22 protein-coding genes are annotated in these 20,817 nt (G+C 65.4%); 13 read left to right on the forward strand and 9 right to left on the reverse strand.

Going from position 1 to position 20,817, the window contains the following annotated elements; all coding sequences use genetic code 11:
• Positions 1-41 precede the first annotated feature (41 nt).
• On the forward strand, positions 42-1,973 hold the full coding sequence (locus DBZ45_RS18745; RefSeq protein ID WP_111905352.1) for a glycoside hydrolase family 15 protein: 1,932 nt from the start codon (positions 42-44) through the stop codon (positions 1,971-1,973).
• Positions 1,974-2,264: 291 nt separating this feature from the next.
• On the opposite strand, the gene DBZ45_RS18750 is transcribed toward DBZ45_RS18745, so the two are convergent.
• A complete protein-coding gene (locus DBZ45_RS18750) occupies positions 2,265-2,894 on the reverse strand; it encodes a DUF1345 domain-containing protein (RefSeq protein WP_111905353.1) in 630 nt (209 codons plus the stop codon).
• Between the two features lie 505 nt (positions 2,895-3,399).
• On the opposite strand from DBZ45_RS18750, the gene pnuC reads away from it, so the two are divergent.
• The 3 genes from pnuC to DBZ45_RS18765 are packed head-to-tail and all read left to right on the forward strand — an operon-like array spanning position 3,400 to position 5,922.
• Positions 3,400-4,068 (forward strand): nicotinamide riboside transporter PnuC, encoded by a 669-nt coding sequence (pnuC, locus tag DBZ45_RS18755; RefSeq protein WP_111905354.1) that lies wholly within the window; start codon positions 3,400-3,402, stop codon positions 4,066-4,068.
• Position 4,069: 1 nt separating this feature from the next.
• Positions 4,070-5,179, forward strand: coding sequence for an AAA family ATPase (locus tag DBZ45_RS18760; protein WP_111905355.1), 1,110 nt, complete (start codon positions 4,070-4,072; stop codon positions 5,177-5,179).
• Complete coding sequence (locus tag DBZ45_RS18765; RefSeq protein WP_111905356.1) at positions 5,176-5,922, forward strand: NUDIX hydrolase; 747 nt, start codon at positions 5,176-5,178, stop codon at positions 5,920-5,922. Before DBZ45_RS18760 ends, DBZ45_RS18765 begins: the two co-directional genes overlap by 4 nt.
• A gap of 394 nt (positions 5,923-6,316) precedes the next feature.
• Here the strand turns inward: DBZ45_RS18765 and DBZ45_RS18770 are convergent, their stop codons facing one another.
• Positions 6,317-6,769, reverse strand: coding sequence for a hypothetical protein (locus tag DBZ45_RS18770; RefSeq protein ID WP_111905357.1), 453 nt, complete (start codon positions 6,767-6,769; stop codon positions 6,317-6,319).
• Between the two features lie 536 nt (positions 6,770-7,305).
• On the opposite strand from DBZ45_RS18770, the gene DBZ45_RS23425 reads away from it, so the two are divergent.
• Positions 7,306-7,437 carry a hypothetical protein gene (locus DBZ45_RS23425; RefSeq protein WP_262982874.1) on the forward strand — a complete coding sequence of 44 codons (132 nt, stop codon included), beginning with the start codon at positions 7,306-7,308 and terminating at the stop codon, positions 7,435-7,437.
• A 38-nt stretch (positions 7,438-7,475) separates the two neighbouring features.
• On the opposite strand, the gene DBZ45_RS18775 is transcribed toward DBZ45_RS23425, so the two are convergent.
• On the reverse strand, positions 7,476-8,489 hold the full coding sequence (locus DBZ45_RS18775) for an alpha/beta fold hydrolase (protein ID WP_111905358.1): 1,014 nt from the start codon (positions 8,487-8,489) through the stop codon (positions 7,476-7,478).
• A 111-nt stretch (positions 8,490-8,600) separates the two neighbouring features.
• Between DBZ45_RS18775 and DBZ45_RS18780 the strand changes: the two genes are divergently transcribed.
• From DBZ45_RS18780 to DBZ45_RS18790, 3 genes are all read left to right on the forward strand, one after another.
• Positions 8,601-9,557, forward strand: a complete 957-nt coding sequence (locus DBZ45_RS18780) for a helix-turn-helix domain-containing protein (RefSeq protein ID WP_111905359.1) — start codon at positions 8,601-8,603, stop codon at positions 9,555-9,557.
• Positions 9,558-9,659: 102 nt separating this feature from the next.
• Positions 9,660-10,910, forward strand: a complete 1,251-nt coding sequence (locus tag DBZ45_RS18785; RefSeq protein ID WP_111905360.1) for a hypothetical protein — start codon at positions 9,660-9,662, stop codon at positions 10,908-10,910.
• A 107-nt stretch (positions 10,911-11,017) separates the two neighbouring features.
• Entirely contained in the window at positions 11,018-11,443 is a 426-nt protein-coding gene (locus tag DBZ45_RS18790; RefSeq protein ID WP_111905361.1) for a ChaB family protein, read from the forward strand.
• Between the two features lie 2 nt (positions 11,444-11,445).
• Here DBZ45_RS18790 and DBZ45_RS18795 read toward each other — a convergent pair whose 3' ends face one another.
• Positions 11,446-11,970: a DUF2087 domain-containing protein gene (locus DBZ45_RS18795; protein ID WP_223257159.1), complete on the reverse strand. Its 525-nt coding sequence runs from the start codon at positions 11,968-11,970 to the stop codon at positions 11,446-11,448.
• 399 nt (positions 11,971-12,369) lie between these two features.
• On the opposite strand from DBZ45_RS18795, the gene DBZ45_RS18800 reads away from it, so the two are divergent.
• The 3 genes from DBZ45_RS18800 (at position 12,370) to DBZ45_RS18810 (ending at position 14,795) form a co-directional block, all read left to right on the forward strand.
• The gene (locus DBZ45_RS18800) at positions 12,370-13,209 is read left to right on the forward strand and encodes an aldo/keto reductase (RefSeq protein WP_190243194.1); all 840 of its coding nucleotides are present in this window, start codon (positions 12,370-12,372) and stop codon (positions 13,207-13,209) included.
• A 30-nt stretch (positions 13,210-13,239) separates the two neighbouring features.
• A complete protein-coding gene (locus DBZ45_RS18805; RefSeq protein ID WP_111905363.1) occupies positions 13,240-13,740 on the forward strand; it encodes a mycothiol transferase in 501 nt (166 codons plus the stop codon).
• An 80-nt stretch (positions 13,741-13,820) separates the two neighbouring features.
• Positions 13,821-14,795, forward strand: coding sequence for a dienelactone hydrolase family protein (locus DBZ45_RS18810; protein WP_111905364.1), 975 nt, complete (start codon positions 13,821-13,823; stop codon positions 14,793-14,795).
• A gap of 7 nt (positions 14,796-14,802) precedes the next feature.
• On the opposite strand, the gene DBZ45_RS18815 is transcribed toward DBZ45_RS18810, so the two are convergent.
• The 4 genes from DBZ45_RS18815 to DBZ45_RS18830 all read right to left on the reverse strand — a co-directional run bounded on the left by DBZ45_RS18815 (position 14,803) and on the right by DBZ45_RS18830 (position 18,028).
• Complete coding sequence (locus DBZ45_RS18815; RefSeq protein WP_190243195.1) at positions 14,803-15,390, reverse strand: DoxX family protein; 588 nt, start codon at positions 15,388-15,390, stop codon at positions 14,803-14,805.
• 63 nt (positions 15,391-15,453) lie between these two features.
• The gene (locus tag DBZ45_RS18820) at positions 15,454-15,822 is read right to left on the reverse strand and encodes an Hpt domain-containing protein (protein ID WP_190243196.1); all 369 of its coding nucleotides are present in this window, start codon (positions 15,820-15,822) and stop codon (positions 15,454-15,456) included.
• A 142-nt stretch (positions 15,823-15,964) separates the two neighbouring features.
• Positions 15,965-17,089, reverse strand: a complete 1,125-nt coding sequence (rlmC, locus tag DBZ45_RS18825) for a 23S rRNA (uracil(747)-C(5))-methyltransferase RlmC (protein WP_111905366.1) — start codon at positions 17,087-17,089, stop codon at positions 15,965-15,967.
• Positions 17,090-17,134: 45 nt separating this feature from the next.
• Entirely contained in the window at positions 17,135-18,028 is an 894-nt protein-coding gene (locus tag DBZ45_RS18830) for a ribonuclease Z (RefSeq protein ID WP_111905367.1), read from the reverse strand.
• Positions 18,029-18,257: 229 nt separating this feature from the next.
• On the opposite strand from DBZ45_RS18830, the gene DBZ45_RS18835 reads away from it, so the two are divergent.
• Positions 18,258-18,512, forward strand: coding sequence for a hypothetical protein (locus DBZ45_RS18835; protein WP_111905368.1), 255 nt, complete (start codon positions 18,258-18,260; stop codon positions 18,510-18,512).
• A gap of 117 nt (positions 18,513-18,629) precedes the next feature.
• Here DBZ45_RS18835 and DBZ45_RS23335 read toward each other — a convergent pair whose 3' ends face one another.
• Complete coding sequence (locus tag DBZ45_RS23335; RefSeq protein ID WP_223257160.1) at positions 18,630-19,742, reverse strand: glycoside hydrolase family 16 protein; 1,113 nt, start codon at positions 19,740-19,742, stop codon at positions 18,630-18,632.
• Positions 19,743-20,130: 388 nt separating this feature from the next.
• On the opposite strand from DBZ45_RS23335, the gene DBZ45_RS18845 reads away from it, so the two are divergent.
• Positions 20,131-20,790 carry a DNA alkylation repair protein gene (locus DBZ45_RS18845; RefSeq protein WP_111905369.1) on the forward strand — a complete coding sequence of 220 codons (660 nt, stop codon included), beginning with the start codon at positions 20,131-20,133 and terminating at the stop codon, positions 20,788-20,790.
• The last annotated feature ends 27 nt before the right edge of the window (positions 20,791-20,817 follow it).

Genomic DNA, 20,817 nt, shown 5'->3' on the forward strand with positions numbered 1-20,817 from the left:
AGGGAGTGCCATCTTTAGAGTCGTGGGGCCATACTGGTTGAATGATGGTCAGCGTCGGATCTGGGGCTGCGGGCGGGAAGCGGCCCGCGCCGGGCATGAGCCCGTTCCCTCCGATCGCAGACTACGCGTTTCTCTCCGACTGTGAGGCCAACTGCCTTATCGCCCCGAGCGGGCAGGTGGAGTGGATGTGCCTGCCGCGTCACGATTCACCGAGTGCGTTTTCCACCATGCTTGACCGGGCCGCGGGCGGTTTCAAGGTGGCTCCGCACGGCGTCCGGGAGCCCACTGCGCGACGCTATCTCCCCGGCAGTCTGATCCTGGAGACCACCTGGCAGACCAGGACGGGCTGGATGATCGTGAGGGATGCCCTGGTGATGGGTCCGTGGCACCACACCGACGAGAGGGCCGGCCGGTACCGCCGGCCGCCGACGAACTACGAGGCCGAGCATTGCCTGCTGCGCACCGTCCGGTGCGTCAACGGTTCGGTTGAGCTCTCCGTGATGTGCGAGCCGGTCTTCGACTACGGCCGGCGCCGGGCACGGTGGGAGTTCTCCAGTCCCGGATACGGAGAGGCCGTGACCGTCAGCGGCGATGAGGGGGATCCGGTGCTTCGTCTGACCACCGACCGACGGCTGGGCATCGAGGACTCCATCGCGATCATTCGCAGCCAGATGACCGAAGGCGACGAGGCGTTCATCGCGCTCTCCTGGACATCGCTGCCTCCACCGAGGACATGGGAGGAAGCCACCCGGAAGCAGTGGCAGACCACCGAGTTCTGGCGGCAGTGGATCACGGTGGGGGAGTTCCCCGACCATCCGTGGCGGGAGGAGCTGCAACGCAGCGCGCTGACGTTGAAAGGCCTCACCTATGCGCCGACCGGAGCGCTGATCGCCGCGCCCACCACGTCCCTGCCCGAGACGCCCGGGGGAGAGCGAAACTGGGACTACCGGTACACGTGGGTGCGAGACTCCACCTTCGCGCTGTGGGCCCTTTATACCCTCGGCCTGGACCGGGAGGCCGACGACTTCTTCTCCTTCATCCGCGACGTTGCCGCCGAGGACGACCTGCAGCTCATGTACGGCGTCGGCGGCGAAAGGGACCTGCCCGAGTCCATGGTTGAGGGACTCGCCGGCTACGACGGGGCGCGCCCGGTCCGCATCGGCAACGCGGCGGTCCACCAGCGGCAGCTCGACGTCTGGGGCACGATGCTGGATTCCGTTTACCTTCACACCAAGTCCCGTGACCAGCTCCCCGAGCCGCTATGGCCCGTCCTGCTCCGCCAGGTCGAGCAGGCCGCCTCGCACTGGCGTGACACCGATCACGGCATCTGGGAGGTCCGTGGCGAACCGCAGCACTTCACGTCCTCCAAACTCATGTGCTGGGTGGCGCTGGATCGCGGCGCGCGGTTGGCGCGGCTGCACGGCGAGGCCGATTACGCCCGGAAATGGGACTCAATCGCGGAGGAGATCCGCGAGGATATTTGCGGTCACGGCCTCGACGATCGGGGAGTGTTTGTCCAGTCCTACGACACCACGAACCTCGATGCCTCGCTGCTCCTTGTCCCGCTCGTCCGGTTCCTGCCCGCCAATGATCCACGCGTGCGTGCCACGGTCTTGGCCATCGCCGATGAACTCACCCAGAACGGACTCGTCCTGCGCTACCGCCCCGAGCAGACCGACGACGGACTCACCGGTGCTGAGGGGACCTTCACCATGTGCTCGTTTTGGCTGGTCTCCGCCCTCGTCGAGATCGGAGAAGTGGCCCGCGCCAAAGCACTGTGCGAACGCCTGCTGTCCCACGCCAGTCCACTGGGGCTCTACGCCGAGGAGCTGGATCCGGTGAATGGCCGTCACCTCGGCAACTTTCCACAGGCGTTCACCCACTTGGCCCTCATTAACGCGCTCATGCACCTCATTCGCGCGGAAGAAACGGACCGTGCGAGGCAATTCTCCCCGGCTCACCGCAACACGTAACCAAGTGCAGGTCGGGGTGGCAGCCGCAAGGTAATGCCATGCCTGTTTCAGTACAGAATGTTTGTCTGCCTCGGCTTGGAGGTCGTATGGGGCTTTTTCGCCAACTGGTCGGCGCCCAAGGAGTTGGCACTACGGAAGAAACGGCGGGATCATGGGAATTAGCGTCGGGCGATTCCCGCAGTAGCACCAGGTCCCACATCAGCAGCGCGCGTATTTGAGTAAGGTGTGGGGGTCCACGGGACCTGGGATGCTGGTCTACGTCCGCTACACATCACCCACCCCGTGCCGCAGTCAACTGGACTGGCCGAGGCTGACGACAAGGTTGATCGCCACTGCGACCACGAAGGTGGCGAAGAAGTAGGAGAGCAAAGCGTGCCCCAGGGCGATCCTGCGGGAGGGAGTGGATGACTCGTTCACATTGCTCGCGTTGTATGCCATGCCGATAGAGAATGCCGCGTAGGCGAAGTCGCTGTACGACGGGTCCTCATCCTGGTTGAAGCGGAAGCGATGGCGGTCGTCGTGGTAGTACATCCGAGCGTACTTGAACGCGTAGACAGTGTTCACGAGAGCCCACGCGAGCACCACGCCGAGAGCCGCCAGGATCGCCGCGGCCACACCGATGGGGTCCTTCTGCTGGCTGCGGATCAATGCAAAGACGACCGCCACGAGACTGGCAAATGTCGCGCCTGTGATGAGGGAGTCAACGAGCCGTCGAGATCGACCTTCTTGGCGGGCTAGTTCACCCGTGGCCTCCGGACCAGCGGGCCACGCCTTAGTCCATGCCCAGATCAGGAAGACGCAGCCGGCGACAGACCACCCGATCAAGGGCGCGAGTTCGGGAGCACCGAGCAACGCCGGAACGAATGCGATAACGAGACCGATGATGGCCGAGACTAGAGCCTTGCGATCAATATGCGACATTGAAGTAGTTGCCCTCCAGTCTCGATTGAACGTGAAGGGTCCGATGGCCCACCGTCGGACTTCGTTGCGGCCGGCGTTACCGTTCGCCTGAAGAAGTTTTTCAAACCCAATGTTCTGTCCCTTCCGGAAAGAGGAAGTATGAATTTCGTTGCCGTGCCGCCGGCCTCCATAGGGCAGCGAAGTCAGGATGTCGCGGGGCCGCTCCCTGGTGAGCACATCGTACCCGGCCCGATGTTTAGCCCGCACATGGTGCACATATGCGCTGTCGAAGAATTCATCCGTCCCCGATTCTGGTGTTCCCGGGGCGAGTCTACGCGGGTCATTAGCCGTGAGTCAGCTATATCCTCGGTGGCGTGGGAACTATAGGATCTTGGCCGTTCTTGCTCTGCGCTTGGAAAGTCCCGCGGCGGTGTCAACCCGGAGAGTAAGGGCGCCTTGTTGTCAAGGTGATAATAAGGGTGTTACTGTACTTGTTGTCAGCTTGATAATAACGAATGGAATCCCGATGAACGCCTTGCTCGACTGGATGAACTCCGCAGCGATCCCCAATCTTTTCGGCAATCCGGTGAGCTGGATCGAGATCATCGGCTTCGTCACCGGCGCGGCCTGCGTCTACGGCGTCGCACGTCAAAAGCTTTGGAACTGGCCGGTCGGGATCCTGAACAATTTGGCGTTTGTCATCCTGTTCCTGGGAGCCGGACTCTACGGGGAAACGGTCCTGCAGGTCATCTTCGCCGCCGTTGCCGTCTACGGCTGGTTCAACTGGATCCGCGGCTGCGCCGACACCGAGGGCAGGAACGACCTTCCCATCCGTGACGCCTCCCGCAACGAGATTCTCCTCGCCCTCGGCGCTACCGTCGTTGGGACCGCCGCCGTCGCCATGATCCTCACGCACGGAACCGACTCCCAAGTGCCGTGGCCCGACGCCTTCGTCTTGACAGCCTCCCTTGTCGCCACCTACGCGCAGGCCAAGAAGATCTTCCAGCACTGGCACGTCTGGATCCTCATCGATATCGTTTCCATCCCGCTGTACTTCAGTCGCACACTGACACTCACCGCCGTCCTCTATGTCGGATTCCTCGCCCTGTGTGTCTATGGCCTCATCGACTGGAAGCGCACCCGCCGCCTCCAGGCGCCGGCCAGCACTCCCGAAACCGTCACCGCAGGAGCCTGACATGTACAAGAACTCCATGGTCATCGGCAAGTTCTACCCGCCCCACGCCGGCCACGCCCATCTCATCGCCGCGGCAGCCGCACAATCCGAGAACGTCTCGGTCCTCGTTCAAGGCAACCGCTTCGAATCTGTCACGGTTGCCGACCGGACCAGGTGGCTGTCGGTAGAGTTTGCGGACACTCCCGGAGTGCAGGTCATCGCAATGCGCAACGACTGCCCCGAGGACTACCACTCGGAGGAGATCTGGAAGGCGCAGAACGAACTGATGCGCCTCGCACTGAAGTCCAGCGGCGTCACCTCCATCGACGCGGTCTTCAGCTCTGAGGAATACGGAGTCCAGCTGGCGGAGGCGTTCGGTGCCGAGCACGTCCTTGTGGACCTGTCCCGAACCACCTACCCGATCGGCGGGACACTGTGCCGTGAAGACCTCGGAGTCGCCTGGCCCTACATCATTGGCCCGGCCCGGCAGGAACTGGCCACACGAATCATCGTCGTCGGCGCTGAATCCACCGGCACCACCACCTTGGCCCGGGCACTTAGCGAGCACTACCGGCCCCGGTTCCCCCGGCTCGTGGATGTGTCCGAATACGGCCGCGAGTACACGTACGAAAAGTTTGACGCCCTGCGCGCCGAAAGAGCGGACGCGGTACTCGACGAGATGGTGTGGACCGAACAGGACTTCGGCCGCATCGGTGCACGGCAGAACCAGATGGAAAACGACGCCGCCGACGTCTGCCCGTTGGTCATCGCCGACACCGACTCCCTGGCCACCACCCTTTGGGAGAGGTTTTACATCGGCGAACACAGCTACGGCTCCTACCATGCGGCCGAACAGCTGCCCCACCGGGACCTGTACCTGATCACCGATCATGAAGGAGTGGACTTCGAAGACGACGGATGGCGTGAAGGGGAACACCGCCGGGCCGAAATGACCGAATGGTTCAAGGAGACTCTGACCGAGAAAGGGCACTCCTGGATCCTGGTCACCGGCGACCACCACCGGCGCATGCAGACCGCGGTCGAGATCATCGACCTTATCCTCGCCCAGCGGAGCGGTTTCACCTCCCCGCCCTGGGCCACGCGCACCGTCCTGGACGGAGCCGAGGCATGAACCGCGAACCGAGAGACGAGAAGGAGTTCCTCGACGCCTATGATTCCAAGGCCTATCCCTCGATCGCACTGACCGCGGACTTAGTCGTCTTCGCCGTGGCCGGGGGAGTGCTGCACGCTGCCATGGTCCGCCGCGGCGGCCACCCCTTCAAAAATGCGCTGGCCCTGCCCGGCGGCTTCGTCGGCCCTCACGAGTCGGCAGAGCAGGCCGCCTACCGGGAGCTCGCCGAGGAAACGGGCCTGGACCTGGGGCGCTTGCCGGTTCACGTCGAACAGCTGGCCACGTACAGCAACCCGGACCGGGATCCGCGGATGAGGGTGGTCTCCGTAGCCCACCTGGCCCTGCTGGCCACGGACGGCCAGACCCTACCTAATATCTCGGCCAGCACGGACGCCGCGGCCGCCGCATGGCACCCTGTTCATGGTGTTCTCCACGGCACTGAGCTGGCCTTCGACCACACCACCATCCTGACTAACGGACTGGACCGGCTGGCCGGGAAAATGGAGTACACGACCGTTGCTGCCCGCATGTTGCCCGAAGAGTTCACCATGACGCAGCTTCGCACCGTGTATGAGGCGGTCTGGAACACCACACTCGCCGCCGGAAACTTCACCCGGAAGATGCTGCCCCAGCTCGAAGACACCGGCCGGAAATCCAAGGCTTCGATCGGGGCACCCGCGGCGCTGTTCACCGCCACCGACCGGCATATTCATCCGCCCTTGGCGAAGCCGGCCAGCAAGTAGGGCAGCTGGCGCAGGTTTCTCGGATTTACGGAGGAAGCAGAACGTGGGAGTCGGTGCCTGGGGGCCTGCTGTAATCGTCCGCCGGGTCCGGATGCAAGGGGGGAATGCGTTCCGGACCCGGCGATCTGCAGCTCAGGTTCGCGGCTACCTGTGCTGCAGTGACAAGACCTAGTGTGTACCCGGCACGTTGCGAAATGTGTGGAGCACCTGAGAGCCGGCGCGCACTTTAACCCCCCATTTGAGGGGGCCTGGCGTGCCTTCCAAGGTTTCCCCAAGCTGCAGTGACCGGTTCCGACCATAACGATGGGGCCCGCCGGCCGCGGACGGATCCGCACGTCGTCCGCATTGTCCTGGCCATGCTGCTGATGAGAGGCCGCAGGATTTGTCGCCGGCCTTAGGCCCCGGGGAACCTTGACCGGACGTCACCACCGGGGCAACGGTCCGCCTCCGTATCGTCAACGGTCACCTTCGCTGACCACTCAAACTTGTCCCCGAGACCCTCCAGCTTGGCGAGAGGGTACCGGACGCTGACCTGCTTGTCTGCGGCCACAGCTCCGGTGGTGATGTTTTCCCGCTTGCCGCTCCCAGCCTCGGTCACGAAGTTGGCGGTCTCTTTGCCGTCTTGGAACTCCACTCCTAGCTGGTATTCCTTGCTGCCGTCCGCGCTCCACGCCCTCACGGCATACAAAACGGTCCCGGTGGTCGGAACGTTCGTCACCGTGTTGAACGTGGCCAACATCTCCGTGCCGTCGCTGAACAGCCGAGCCTTGGCGAGGTCAACAGCCTTCGACTCTGAGTCGCCCGCCCTGTCCTCGCAGATCGACTCGCCGCCTACGGCCTTGCTCACAGCGCTAGGTTCAATGGCTGGCGTCGTTGCGGCCGACGGTTCCGGACTGGATTGCGTGCTGGGACTGGATCCGCATCCCGTGAGTGCGAGCACTGCGACGGCCAAAATCCCGCAAGATTTCCTCATGCGCCTATCTAACCACGCGGCAGCGCGACGACGAATAGCTTCTGGGACAGCGGATTAAGTTGCCTTGGAACGCGTTCTGAGCCTGCGCAAACGCGTAGCCGTAGAGGCCGAAAAACAGGTAACTGCCACTGCTGCTCTATTTTCTGAGGGGGTGTTAACTATGAGGCGGGCGGATAACAGTGTTGAAGCCCTCCGGACGGTCTGCCGGCGTCCGTCCGGGTCAGGCTAGCCGGGCTTGGTGCACTCCCCCAGCAGGTGCCAAGCCCGGCGACACCTCAGTGTTCCAGTGGTGTGACCTGCCAAGGCCGAAGCCTCCTCGCGACAAGACCTTCGCCTATCTTGCCTGAAACTTTCGCCGATCTTGCCCCACCGGAGTGAGCATTAATTCGAGCCTAAGGGGGTGAACATCAATGGGTGACGACAAAGAGGTGCTGGACTGGCTGTCTCCCCGCAAGCAGCGGGAAATCGACAACCAGGCCGCGTTCCTGCGCTACCTGCTCGAGCGTGAAGACGCTGCCGCTGCAGGGGGCGAGAAGTCTTAGGGCAGTTGCGGGACGGTGCGAGGACTGTAGCGGCAGCCTCAGCGCGTGTTGGTGGTCAGGAAGGCTTTGATCTTGCTGGCCATGGCCGGCGCATGGGCCCAGTGCAGGTAGTGCCCGCCGGGGAGTGCCACGATCTCATGGTTCCGTACGTTTTGCAGCCGGCTTTCGTGCAGGGCCACGTCCGCCGGGGTCTCCTTCGCCGAGGCAAGCAAGGTGAGCACGGGGAGGTCGTCCGGGTAGCGCATTCCTTGCACCTTGCGGGCGTTCTCGGCGATCCGGTTGGTCTCGTCGACGACGGAAGGGTTGCCGAAGTTCCAAATGGCCATCTTGCGGATCTGGTCCCGCTCGCGGGACGTGTAGGCGGTGCCGTCAGGTTCCACGAGGCCGGGCGCGATTGTGGCCGCCCAGCGGGGCAGGCCGCTTACTGCGATAAGGCCTTCCCAGTTGATGCCGCCGCTGGCGACGCCGGTCTCTTCGGCGTGGACCGTCCGGGCGGCGGGCACGGTGGGGTCGATGCCGATGACGGCCGCGACGTCGTTCCCGTACCGGTTGGCGTAAGCGAGCGTGTAGAAACCGGCGATGGAATGGCCAGCCAGAACATAGGGTCTTGGCACATGCGCGTTTGCCAGGGCCTCATGCAGCTCGGCAGTGATGTTCTCGACGCTGCGCTCCACCGGGGGCTGGTCGCTGTACCCGTAGCCGAACCCTTCCACGACAACGACGTCGTAGTCCCCGAGTTCCCGGATGAGCGGAGCAAAGTCCAGCGCCGGTGCTGGCGTGCCGAGGCCACTGAGCAACACGATGGTCTGTCCTGTCCTGTCGTTCCCTGGCGTGCGGGCGACGTTGAGGGCACCGTGGCTTGTCTGCACCCTTTGTCCGTATGGAGCGGTCGCGGAGCGCTCCACGTGGTTCATGGCGAGGTTGGCGAAAGCGGAGACCAGAAGGAGGCCAGCAAGGATGGCGGCCGTTAAGCCCAGTGTGCGTAGCCGGCGGCGGGGCTTCCTGCTCCGGGGCGGGGAAGAAGCCGGCCGTGAATGTCGAAAGTTGATCATGGGCTAAGACTGCCAACGGTCGGCAGCGCGGGGGAGTGGTAAAAATTGCCAGTATGAAAAGGATCCTGCACACCGGGAACGGGACTGTGGCCGCGTGGGTACAGTGGCCTCATGCACCGAGTTGTTGCTCTCGCCTTGCCGGATGTCGTCGCCTTTGACCTCGCCATTCCAGCGCAGGTTTTCGGCCACGAGGACGAGCGGCAGCTGTACTCGTTTGCGGTCTGCGCAGCCGAACCCGGCCTGGTCCCGACCACTACCGGCTACGCCATTCACGCCGCAGAGGGGCTCGAAGCCCTTCTGTCAGCCGACACCATCGTGGTGCCCGGGTTCAGCCCCCTCACGGACCCTCCGGCCAGTGTCTGCGACGCGCTTCGCGCGGCGGCTCGGAACGGTGCCCGGGTGGTGTCCGTCTGCACGGGGGCCTTTGCGTTGGCGGCTGCCGGCCTCCTTGACGGGAAACGCGCCACGACTCACTGGAGGAACGCCCAGCGCCTGCAAACCCTGCACCCGGCGGTCGCCGTCGACGCCGGGGTGCTGTACATCGACGAGGGCAGCGTCAGCACCAGCGCCGGGGTCGCGGCCGGCATCGACCTGTGCCTGCATCTGGTCCGCAGGGACTACGGCACCGAAGCAGCCAACCGCATCGCCCGTCGGATGGTTGTGGCACCCCACCGCGAAGGCGGGCAGGCGCAGTTTATCGAGCGCCCGGTGGCCGCGCCGCTGACCCATTTCGCTGAAACCTGCGCTTGGGCCAGGCAGCATCTGGCAGAGTCACTGACCGTCGTCGACATGGCTGATCACGCCGGCTGGGCACCGAGCAGCTTTGCGCGCAAATTCCTGGCAGACGCCGGGACAACGCCTTTGCGCTGGCTGACCAGCCAGCGCATTGCCGAGGCCTGCCGCCTGCTCGAAACGACCGACCTGACCGTGCATGCGGTTGCGGCCAGGACAGGCCTGGGAACGGCAGCCAACTTCCGACTCCACTTCATGCGCGAACTCAACACCACACCCTCCAGCTACCGCCGCCTCTACCAGGGGCGGAACCGCAGCCTGACGCGGGAAGCGTAGTGGCCAGGAGCACGCCCCTGAGTGCAGCGCGCCGGGTGGCACAGCGCGCGGATGGTAAGTACCGTCGTCGTAAGAACCAGCGCGCAACCAGTCAGGGGCAGCATGAGCAAGAGCAGCAGGAACCGGAACAAGCGCAAGGGGCCCGCTGGCACCGGAAGTTCCGCCGCGCGCGGCTCTTCGCCCGCTTCCCTGAGCTCGTTCCGGGCCGGGCGGGCCGTGGACTCGCTCGCGCCGGCTTTTGTCCGGTGGTTCGACGACGGTGCCCCGGGTGCTGCTGCCACCGCCCTCGAATGTCTGGCAGCCATAGAAAGCGTTATGGGCCGGTATATGGACCGTGTGGCCGCTGCTGACCTGACACGCCTTGATCCTGCGATTCTGGCCGAAGCACTTGCTGCCGATCTTGCCGCCACGGCGGCAGATGACGACCGTGGTGAATTTGTCATCGCTGCTGTGCACGGGTTCGTCGACTTCCTTGCGGAGACTGACCGGTGGTCAGGCCCAGCGGAGCAGCTCGCCGACGTCACCGACCTGCTCAACGCCCTTCTGGGGGAGACAGAGGAGTGGAGGCTCGTCGACGTGCCCGTTATTTCCGACGACGACGCCCTGCAGGCGTTCTCGGAGCTCCCGCTGATCCAGCGGACCACGGCACTGCTTCAGTGGATCGGCGATGCGAAGCCTGTGACCGGAACCGGTGCACTCCGGACGAAGGACATCGAAGCAGCGGCTGCGTGCGTCGGACTGAAAGCCAGGGGCGGCCCCAAACAGCAGGCTGGGCTCCCGCAGGCCGGGAACGGCGGTTCGGAAAGGCCCGTGCCGACAGTCCGCAGCATGTATGAGGTGCCGCTGCTGGCGCAGGTGTGGGAGGCGCTGGCCCGCACTGAGCTGATCAAGATCGGCTCAACGAAGGCCGCGCCGTCACCGGCCACCGCCGTCTTCCTGGCCGGCGGCACCCCGGACCGGCTGGAGGAGCTGGTGTTCTTCGTCGAACAGTTCCTCTCGGCCTCCCTGCTCGGCTACGACCCTGAACAGCCGTGGGACGTCCTCGTTGCCGCAACGGTGGCCTCGATCCTGCTGGCGGCGGCCTCAGCGGATCCTCCGCGGAGGGACACTGTGCTGGACCCCCGCACGGGTGCGTCGCCGGAGGAAAGGGCGACCGTCGAGGCGCTGAAGGCAGCGGCCATGGGTCAACTGGAAGCACTCGCCGAGCAGGGGATCCTGACGATCGACACGCATTTCCGGGTACCGCCTGCCCTGGTCCGGTGCATAGCGAGCACCTATGAGGACGCATCGGTGCTGGAGGACCTGGGGCTGCTGGACATCCCGGACCTCGATGTGGATTCCGAGGATGCCTAGGAAGACCCAAGCTTCTTGGGGCGGCCGCAGGCCCATGCAAAAGCCAAGCATCAGTGCCAAGCTGGTTGCATCCACGAACCGGCAGTTGATGAAGGAGCGCTGGTGGCATGCCCAAGACCGGCAAGAACGATCACGCCCGCAAGGAGGAGCTTCCGTCGACCCTGCAGCGTTCTGAGCAGAAAGCCCAGGACACTTTCGCCAAGACCTACGATTCAGCCCTTGAGTCCTATGACAACGACGAGAGCCGGGCCGCCCGGACAGCCTTCGCATCCCTGAAGCACAGCTACGAGAAGGTGGGCGACCACTGGGAACCTAAGGAGAAGCGCGGCCCCTCTGACCAGCACGCGGCGGAGGGCCTGGATTCATCGGCTCCCACCGCCGGAGGGGTGGATGCGAACGCCTCCAAGGACCACCTTTACAAGCGGGCCCGGGAGCTGGACATCGCGGGACGCTCGAAGATGGACAAGGACGAACTTGTCGAGGCGATCCGGAAAGCCAACGATGCCGCGACACGGAAGGCGCGCGGGGACTGAACCTACCCTTTCCTAGGGCGGCAGTATGAGGACCCCGACGGCGTGCGCTCCAGCACGCCGAAATCGATCATGTAGCGGCGCAGCAGCACGACATCGTCCGTGTAGCCCAGGAGCCGTTCATTGACCTTTCGTTCGGAGAGTTCCTCGCCAGGTTCGAACGTCTCGCCGGCAATCCAAGCCAGGAGCTCCCGCCGTTCCGTCTGGTTCGCCGGATACCTGTCGATCCGGCCAAGACGCATGAAGCGCGCCACTCCCGTCTGCGCCTGGCGTTTGGGCTGCTGGGTGAGGAGGTCGTGGAAGATGGTCTCCGACGCCTCCAGTTCATTGCCGGCACTCCGTTCGACCAGGCCAGCGTCGAGCAGGGCGGCGATGGCCCGGTCCCGCCGTTGGCCGGCCGGGCCGGACGACACGTCATCGTGCCGGGCTCCGAGGACAATTTGTGCGTAGGCGGTCCGCGCGTCGCGGTTGGCGAGGGCTGCCATGACCCGCCGCCAGTGTGGCCCACTCTGCCCGGCCTCTTTGCTCACGGAACTTCCCCCTTTGCTCTGGTGCTTGCAGATTTTGCTCCGGTGCTGCCGGGCCGGCCCCGTTAGTGTTGGCGGGTACCACAGGAAAAATCGTAGTCCCGGGCCGGGCAGGCCGAAAGGCACGGTCGGAGGCCGGCACCTGGTCATGCGGACAGCTCTGGCGCCGGGCCGTCGTCGTGATGTGAAATGGTGCTGGGATAAGGCCGTGAGGGTGAATCTCCGGGAGCGGGCCTGAAACGGCAGAGAACAACCTGGGCTATTGCGCTGGCCGTGTTGGGCGCATGGCTTTATTGAAAGTCATACCAATGGTCCAGGTGGCCCGCTCACCCTGAGGGGATGCTCCGCCGCCCGGGTGCGAGGCATACTTGGGATTGCCGGCCCCAGCAACGGAAGATTCTGATGACGACACACTTAGCCATACCGAATGTCACCCTGAACAACGGCGTAAAGGTCCCGCAGCTCGGCTTCGGCGTCTTCCAGGTTCCGCCGGAGCAGACCCAGCGCATAGTCGAGGACGCCCTGGAAGCCGGCTACCGCCACATCGACACGGCCGCGGCGTACCGGAACGAGGGCGCCGTCGGCGCCGCCATCGCTGCCTCGGGCATTCCGCGTGAGGACATCTTCCTCACCACCAAGCTGCGCAACGGCGAGCAGGGCGTGGCCCAGGAAGCCTTTCAGAACAGCTGCCAGGCCTTGGGCGTCGAGTACGTTGACCTGTACCTGATCCACTGGCCGGTACCGTCCCGGAACCTCTTTACCGAGGCATGGAAGGCGATGGAGAAGCTGCACGCCAGCGGCCAGATCCGCGCGATCGGTGTGTCCAACTTCCTGGCGGACCACCTGGATACACTCCTTCAGAGCGCGGACATCATTCCGGCCGTCAACCAGTTTGAGCTGCACCCGACGTTCCAGCAGTCCGAACTGGCCGCGAAGAGCCGCTCCCTGGGCATGGCCGTGGAGGCGTACAGCCCGCTGGGCCAGGGTGCTGATCTGGACGCTGGGGCTGTGACATCCGTTGCCGGCAAGTACGGCGTCACCCCCGCCCAGGCGGTGCTGGCATGGCACCTCGCCCAGGGCAACATCGTCATTCCCAAGTCAGCCAACAGCGGCCGCATGCGGGACAACCTCGCCGCCGTCAGCGTCGTACTGACGCCTGAAGAGATGGCAGACATCACCGGCCTCGAAGGCGGTGCCCGCATCGGCTCTGATCCCGCCGTCGCCGCCCACAGCCAAATGTAAGCCACCCACAGCCAGATGTAAGGGGACCCGATGAATTCCAATGAACTGTTGCTGGACGCCTTCGGCCGTATCCGCGAGATCGTGGACGTCACACTCGACGGGCTCGACGACGAAACCCTGCTCCGCCGGCCCGCCGGCAACGGGAACTCCATCGCGTGGCTGATCTGGCACCTCAGCCGGGTAGAGGATGCGCAGGTTGCTTCCGCTGCCGGTCTGCCGCAGGTCTGGACCTCGCAGGGCTTTGCCGGCCGTTTTGGCCTGCCGCTCCCCGAACATGACACCGGCTACGGCCATTCGTCGGACAACGTCGACGCCGTCAGGGTGCCAGCGGAGCTGCTCGCCGACTACTACGAGGCGGTCCACCGGCAGACCGTGGAGGTTCTTAACGGCCTTGGCGACGATGACCTTGACCGGGTCGTCGACACCCGCTGGGACCCGCCGGTCACTTTCGGCGTCCGGCTGGTCAGCACCGTTGCCGACTGCCTTCAGCACGTGGGGCAGGCCGCGTACGCCAAGGGCCTGAAAGACTAGGGGCGGGCCTAGCAGTCCATCCCCTTGCCTGGTGGTGCGGTTCCGAGGAGGATAAGCGGCAAAAACTCCAGGAGGCCGTGATGACCCAGCTTGGCAAGTTTGAGAAGTACCTGATCGAGGAATTTTTCGACGACTACCGTGCCGGGGCCATGAGCCAGCACACCTTCACCCGCCGGGTGGCGTTCATCACCGGCAGCATGGCAGCCGCTTCCGCCGCGATGCTCCTGGTCGGCTGTACGCCGCAGGAAGTTCCGCGCAGCACCGATCCCATGCCCACTCCCAACCCGACGTCGGGCTCCGCCACAGACACGGCCTCCGGAGGCGCCGTTCCGGGGGCGAAGAGCCCGCTGTCCGTTCCCGAGGGAACAGCAGGAATTACGACGTCGACAGTCAAGTTCCCGTCCGGCGGCACCGAGATCAGCGGTTACCTCGCCCGCCCCGAAGCCGGGAAGCCCGGCCCCGCCGTCCTGGTCTGCCACGAGAACCGCGGGCTGACTCCCCACATCCAGGACGTGGCCCGGCGTTTTGCCAAGGAAGGGTATGCGGCCTTGGCGATCGACCTGCTGAGCAGGGAAGGCGGCACGGCCAGCTTGGACCGGGATGCCGTCCCGGGAGCATTGACGCAGGCCGGCGCGCAGCGGCACGTGGCGGACTTTTCGGCGGGATTCGACTACCTGCAGAAGCAGCCCTTCGTGGAGCAGGGGCGGATCGCCATGACCGGCTATTGCTTTGGCGGTGGCATCACCTGGCAGTCGGCGGTCGAGATTACGGGTCTCAAGGCGACGTCGGCCTTCTACGGTCCGGCGCCCGACCTGGACAAGGTGCCGTCCATCAAGCCCGCGGTGTTCGGCGTCTACGCTGAGCAGGACGACCGGATCACCGGACCCATGCCGCAACTTCGGAATGCCCTGGCGGCCACGAGCGTGCGCAACCAGCTCAAGGTGTATCCCGGCGTCGACCACGCTTTCCACAACGACACAGGCGACCGCTACAACGAGCAGCAGGCAACGGCCGCCTGGAACGACACGCTGGCGTGGTTCAAGAAATACGTCTAACTGGTTATCAGCTCGTGGCGCCCGGGATCTCTGCGGCAATCCCGCCGGCATCGGGGCCGGAGGCGTCGTGGGCGAGCGCCTTCTGGCGGCGGTAGACCTGGATCGCGATGGCCGTTGGAATGACGGCGAGGGCGACGGCCCGCATCCAGGGGTGGTCCAGGACGTGGCCGGTGACGGAGTCGAGGGAGACGCTGCCCGGCCCGCCGATCGTGAAGGATGCTGCCGCAAGTCCCAGGACGGCCGGGTATTCCAGGCCGCCCTCGGTGGCGAAGAAGCCGTTGGGGGCGTGCACGCTGGCCGCGACACCCATGGTGGTGGCAGCAGCCGCTCCGGCGGCCGGAGTGGCGAAGCCCAGCGCGAGTGCCAGCCCGGCACCCGCTTCGCCGAGGCCGGCCAGCACCGCGCTTGGCTTCGCCGGCCGGAATCCCATGGCGTGCATGCCCTGGCTGGTGCCCTCGATCCCGCCGCCGCCGAACCAGCCGAAGAGTTTCTGGGTGCCGTGGGCAATAAGGACGCCGCCCAGGCCCACGCGGAAAATGGTCTGTGCAGCGGTGGCGGCGGCTGGGGCGACTGGGCTGATGCTCGTGCGGCTCATGTGAATCCTCCTGTAAACGGTTCAGCCTTTCGGCTGCTCTTCAGGCGATCTTGTCCGACGATTCTACGTCCGCGGGAGGTGCCCCTGGCGTCCGGCTTCACGCACCAGCAGCCGGATGTTTGCGTACAGCACTGCCCTCACCGCGTCGGGCTCCAGCCTCTGCCCGCGCCGGATGCGTGATTCCAGTTCCTTGCAGCAGCGCTCCAGCCGCAGAGCTCCGGCCATGGCGGACGTCGCCCTGAGGCTGACGACGGCGTCCGCCGCCATCCGGGCGTCGCCGCCGGCCAGGGCGCGGAGAATCTTCGACGCCCGGTCCGGCAACATCTGCAGGTAGTCATCCATGAAGGCCTCGGCGAAAGCCGGACCCACCTCGGTGGCAAGGACCTGCAGCGGACCGGCGTCCAGGACGGGGACGTCTTCTGTGCCGGTCACTTCGCACCGCCTGCTGTCCGTCGCATGTTGTGCCCATCGGTTCATGCCGCGACCTTGCTGCGCGGCTTACCGGATACTTTTCCGCGGGGACCTCAAGACAGGAGAAACATTTGCCGATGTTCGGATCAAGAATGCGGGCCGGTTAGGCCCGCTCGAGCAGGACCATCACTTCGTAGTGCGTGGTTTGCGGGAACATGTCCAGCACCCTGGCCCGTCGTGCGGTGAACGTGGGGAGTGCCGCCAGGTCGCGGGCGAGTGACTGCGCATTGCAGCTGGAGTAAACAACGTGCTTCACGGAGGAGGATTCCAGCCAGCCGCACAGTTCCTTGCCGATGCCGCGCCGCGGCGGATTGACGATAACCAGTTCCGGCGCCTGGTCCGCGGCGACGGCAAAGGCCGTGGCATCGCCCGCCTGGAAGTCCATGCGCTCCAGCCCTGCCTCGTCGCTGCTGAGCTTGGCCGACACAATGGCTTCGCGGCTGGTTTCAATCCCGGTGACTTCGCGGGAGGGATCCGCGCAATGCAGGGCAAAGCCGCCCACGCCGCAGTACAGGTCCCACACTGACGACGGTGCCAGTTCGTTGACCCATTCGCGACCCTGCCGGTACAGGGCTGCCGCCATGTCGCTGTTCGTCTGGAAGAAACTCTGCGGCCGGAGGTGGAGGTCGAGGTCATTGACGCGCATCCGCAGCGTCGACTGCTCGGTGAGCAGGATCTCGCGGTCGCCTTCCAGGACCGCCTTGTGCTCCGGGTGCAGGTTGACGGAGACAACCTTCACCTGCGGCAGGGATGCCAGGAGGGTGGGGAGGTGCTCCCGGATGCGCGGCACAAGCTTTTCCGAACGCAGGACCAGGCGCAGCATGATCTCGCCGTCGGGGGACTCGGTGATGATCAGGTGCTTGAGCTCGCCGCTGCGCCGGGGGACATCGTAGGGCGTAAGGTTGGCCCGGCTGATGAAGGCTGCCAGGACGGGAAAGCAGGCGAGCAACCCGGGCGAGCAGACGCCGCACTCGCGCAGGTCGACGCCGCGGCCTTCGGCGCCAAGGATCCCGATGGTGGGGTTCTTGGCCGTTCCGGCCACCACCATCTTGGCCTTGTTGCGGAAGCCGGACTCACGGCTCCCGATAGGCGGCAGCCACTCCGCGGACGTGTGGGCGGAGAGAAGTGTCTGGCAGTGCAGCTGCTTGCCGGCCAGCTGCTCGTCATAGGGCCGGCCCATGTGGGTGCAGGAAAGGCAGCGGGCGGCATCGAAGTAGGAACATTGCATGTCTGGTTAATTCTACTTTTTCTGTGGGCTTCTTCTGGCCGCGGGTCAGGACGGCGGCCGCTGCCGCCTGGGAAGGCTGATCCGGTCCAGATCGTTGGCAGGTACGACGGCGGTCCCTCCTGCGCGGGCCCGGGCCTGCTCGGCCAGGACATCCACGTCGCCGTACCGGGAGGAAAAGTGGGTGAGGACCAGCTTTCCGGCGCCGCCGTTGGCGGCCAGATCCCCGGCCTGCCCGGCCGTGAGGTGCGCGTACTGCGCCGCCAACGCGGCGTCGTCGTCGCTGAACGTTGATTCCGCGACGAGGAGATCGACGCCGTCGGCCAAGCCCTCGGCTCCCTCGCACGGGGCGGTGTCCATGATGAAGGCAAAGCACTGGCCGGCGCGCGGAATGCTGACATCCTCAAGCCGCACACCCCGCAGGACCCCCTCCCGCTGCAGACGGCCCGCGTCCGGGCCCGTGATGCCTGCCGCCGCCAGCCGCTCCGGCAGCATGGTCCTGCCATCCGGCTCCTTCAGCCGGTAGCCATAGGTTTCAATCCGGTGGCGCAAGGGCCGCACTTCGAGCCCCGGGGCGATTTCCCCGGCATCCGAGTGGGGTCGCAGGCGGAGGTCGATGCCGGGCGAGGCCACGGAGACAAGTGCCCGGACAACGTCTTCCCCGGACGCGGGATAGTGCAGATGCACCGGGTGCTTCACGCCGTCCAGGGACATGCGGGACAGCACACCGGGAAGCCCGTAGCAATGGTCACCGTGAACATGGGTCAGGCAGATGCGGGTGATCTGGTTGGCAGAAACACCGGCATGGATCATCTGCCGCTGCGTGCCCTCGCCGGGATCGAAGAGGAGGCCCTCGCCGTCCCAGCGCAGCAGGTACCCGTTGTGGTTGCGCGTTCGCGTCGGGACCTGCGATGCGGTGCCAAGGACGACGAGTTCGCGCATGTCACCGAGTGTCTCACAGGCCGGGCGGTCGGTAGACGGGGCGCCGGGAACAGCTGCGCTCGCAGGCATCCGCGCCCTCAGTTGCCAATATTCGGCCTTCCACCCATCCACCGGCGATGTGGCAACGAATACAGCTTGAACCAACCGTTTCGGAGCCCCGTGCTGGCCTCGGAATGTAACCGCTGTAGCCGAACGGCGGTCCATTCACGCGTGCGAAAAGAGCCCACCTGTGGCTGACAGACAGCTTGACCAGTTCCTCATGGAGGCCACTGCCTCCGACGACTGCTCCGGATTCACCCTCGGGCCGGACCCCCTGTACGGCTTGTACACCAGCTGGTGTCATGTCACCGGTGCCGTGCCATACCTGGAGGAGGTCTTCTGGGAAGGTATGCAAGGGCGCCTAAGCCCAGAACCGAACGGCCTCCGCATGAAAGGCCCGGCAGCTGCGGACTACATCCTCGCCAGCTATCCGGCGTCGGTCTGAACATGGAGCGGGATCCCATGCGTTCCAGGACCTGAACAGCAGCAAAGCGCATTGAGCACCGAGGGTGCCCGCCAATGCGGACACCCTCGGTGCTCAATGTCGGCTTCGGCGGGTTGTCTACTTGTAGACGCGCACCCAGTCGACCTGCATCCAGGAAGGCGTGGTGCTGGAACCGTCAGGGAACCAGTCGAGCTGCAGCGTCTGGTGCACGCTGCCGGAGGGCTGGTGCGCCGGGTTCGTATCGGTGAACGTCTTCACGCCGTCGATGTAGCCTGTGATGCCGGCGGGAGTCCACTCCACCGCGTAGTTGTGCCACTGGGTGGTGTCAACAGCCTTGCTGGCGTAAGTCTGTTTGGTGCCGCTGCACGCATAGTGCAGGAAGAACTTCACCAGGGTTGTATCCGAGGTGCTCTCGGCGTAGTCAATCTCGTCACAGGTCGAGGACGCGGTGACCGGATTGAGAATGAGGACGGGGTGGTATTCGGAATCCCGCCGGTTCGTCTTCATGCGGGTCTCCCAGCGGCCGTACTTCTGGTTGGCAAACTTTGCCGACATGCCGCCGGTGGTACCCGTCGAATCTCCGCTGACGGTTGCCGCGCCGTTGGCCACCGACCACGCCTTGGGGCTGCGGATACCCTTGCCCGCATGGCCGGGGCTGTTGTAGACGCTCCACTTGGTGCGGTCCGGTGTTCCGGCGTAGTTGAATTCGTCGCCGGCCACAACCGAACCCCAGCCAAGGGCGGTGGCGGCCTGCGTGCCGCTGCCAGCGGCGGGGGCCACGGCGCCGGCGGCCGCAGCAGGCTGAACGGGAGCCGCCGGCGCCTTCGGCGCAGCGGCTGTTGCGGGTACGGTCGTGGCGGGAGAAACGGCGGCAGGAGCGACGACGGCTGGCGCTGCCTTTGCGGGAGCAGCAGCAACGGCTGCCGGCACAGCGGCGGGTGCCGTCTTGGCCGCTGCCGTCTTGGTTGCTGCTGCCTTTGCGGCGGCAGCCTTCGCCGCTGCTGCCTTCGACGCTGCCGCCTTGGTTGCCGCAGTCTTTGCCGCTGCCGCCTTGGCGGCGTGGGCCGATACGGTCTTGGCGGAAGCCGACTCGGAGGCCTGGCTTGTCGATGCCGTTCCCACGGCGGCGGCAGCCTGACCGGCAGCCTGTTCCGTGGAGGGAGCGAGGCCGCATCCGGTCAGTGAAAGTGCGCCGATGCTGATGGCAATGGCTATGTTCTTCTTAAGCAAAAGACCCCTCCGGGCACACGGCTGCCGCGCAGAAGGCAGCCACAATCTAGGTGGTAAAGAAAAGCACGAAGCGATTCTGGGCCCCGGTCGACGGGGCCGGAGCAGCCGAGTTGCCGCTCTGCGCATCCGGAGTCCAGCGGGGGCCTCCGGGGCCCCAGTGGGGCCGTCCCCTGGGGAACAGGTGTCAACGTTACTTGATCGTTACCAAGGCCCGCAAAACACCGGGAAGGCCGCAGCCCGGGCCGTGCAACCGCTTCCCCGCACCGACCTGCGGGAACACTTTTATGACGGCGACCGGAAACAAGGCGTCACCCGGTGGTCACCGATAAGCGCCGGGGCCAGGAAAGATGAGTTGGACTGCCCGGCGCCCGGCGGAAAGAATGAGCGGATGAGTGCTGGCGGCGAGTTCGTGGATGACACCCTGCAGCGTGAGGCTTCGTGGTACCGGGCCGAGGACATGCGCCACCGGTTCGGCAGCGGGATGCAGTACTACGGCGCGTCGGTCGGCGCGGTGCGCGGAACGGTCCGCGATGTTCTGCGCCGCCATGCCGGCCTGACCCACGATGAGATCACCGCCCTGAGTTCAGAACTGTGGGAGGTTCCTGTTTACGAGCGGCGCCTGGCCGCCGTCGTGCTCCTGCAATCCAAGCTGGAGTTGCTGACCAATTCCGACCTGACGCGCATGGAGGGCTTTGTGCGGGACGCACACATGCCAACGCTCGTGGACCCGCTCGCCGTCGACGTCGTTGGTCCGCTGATGGAAAGGCTCGGGGGCCAGGCGCGTGTGCGTGCGGACGCGGTGCTGGACCGGTGGGCGGGGGACCCGGATGTCTGGCTCCGCCGCGCGTCGCTGATGGCGCCCCTGCGGGCACTTCGATCGGGTGGGGGCGACTGGGACGGGTTCGTCCGCCGCGCCAGGGCCGCCGCTGAAGTAGTACTACCGGAGACAACGACGGCGGACAGCTGCGCGGACCGGGAGGCCGTTGACGTGGTGCTGGACGCGGTGGCGGAGCGAAGGCCGGAGCTCCGGCTCTCCTTCCGCCGCTAGAAGCGGTCCTGCGACAGCCGAAGTGAC

Origin of the sequence: Arthrobacter globiformis, assembly GCF_003261175.1 — a bacterium.
Classification (GTDB): Bacteria; Actinomycetota; Actinomycetes; order Actinomycetales; family Micrococcaceae; genus Arthrobacter; species Arthrobacter globiformis_A.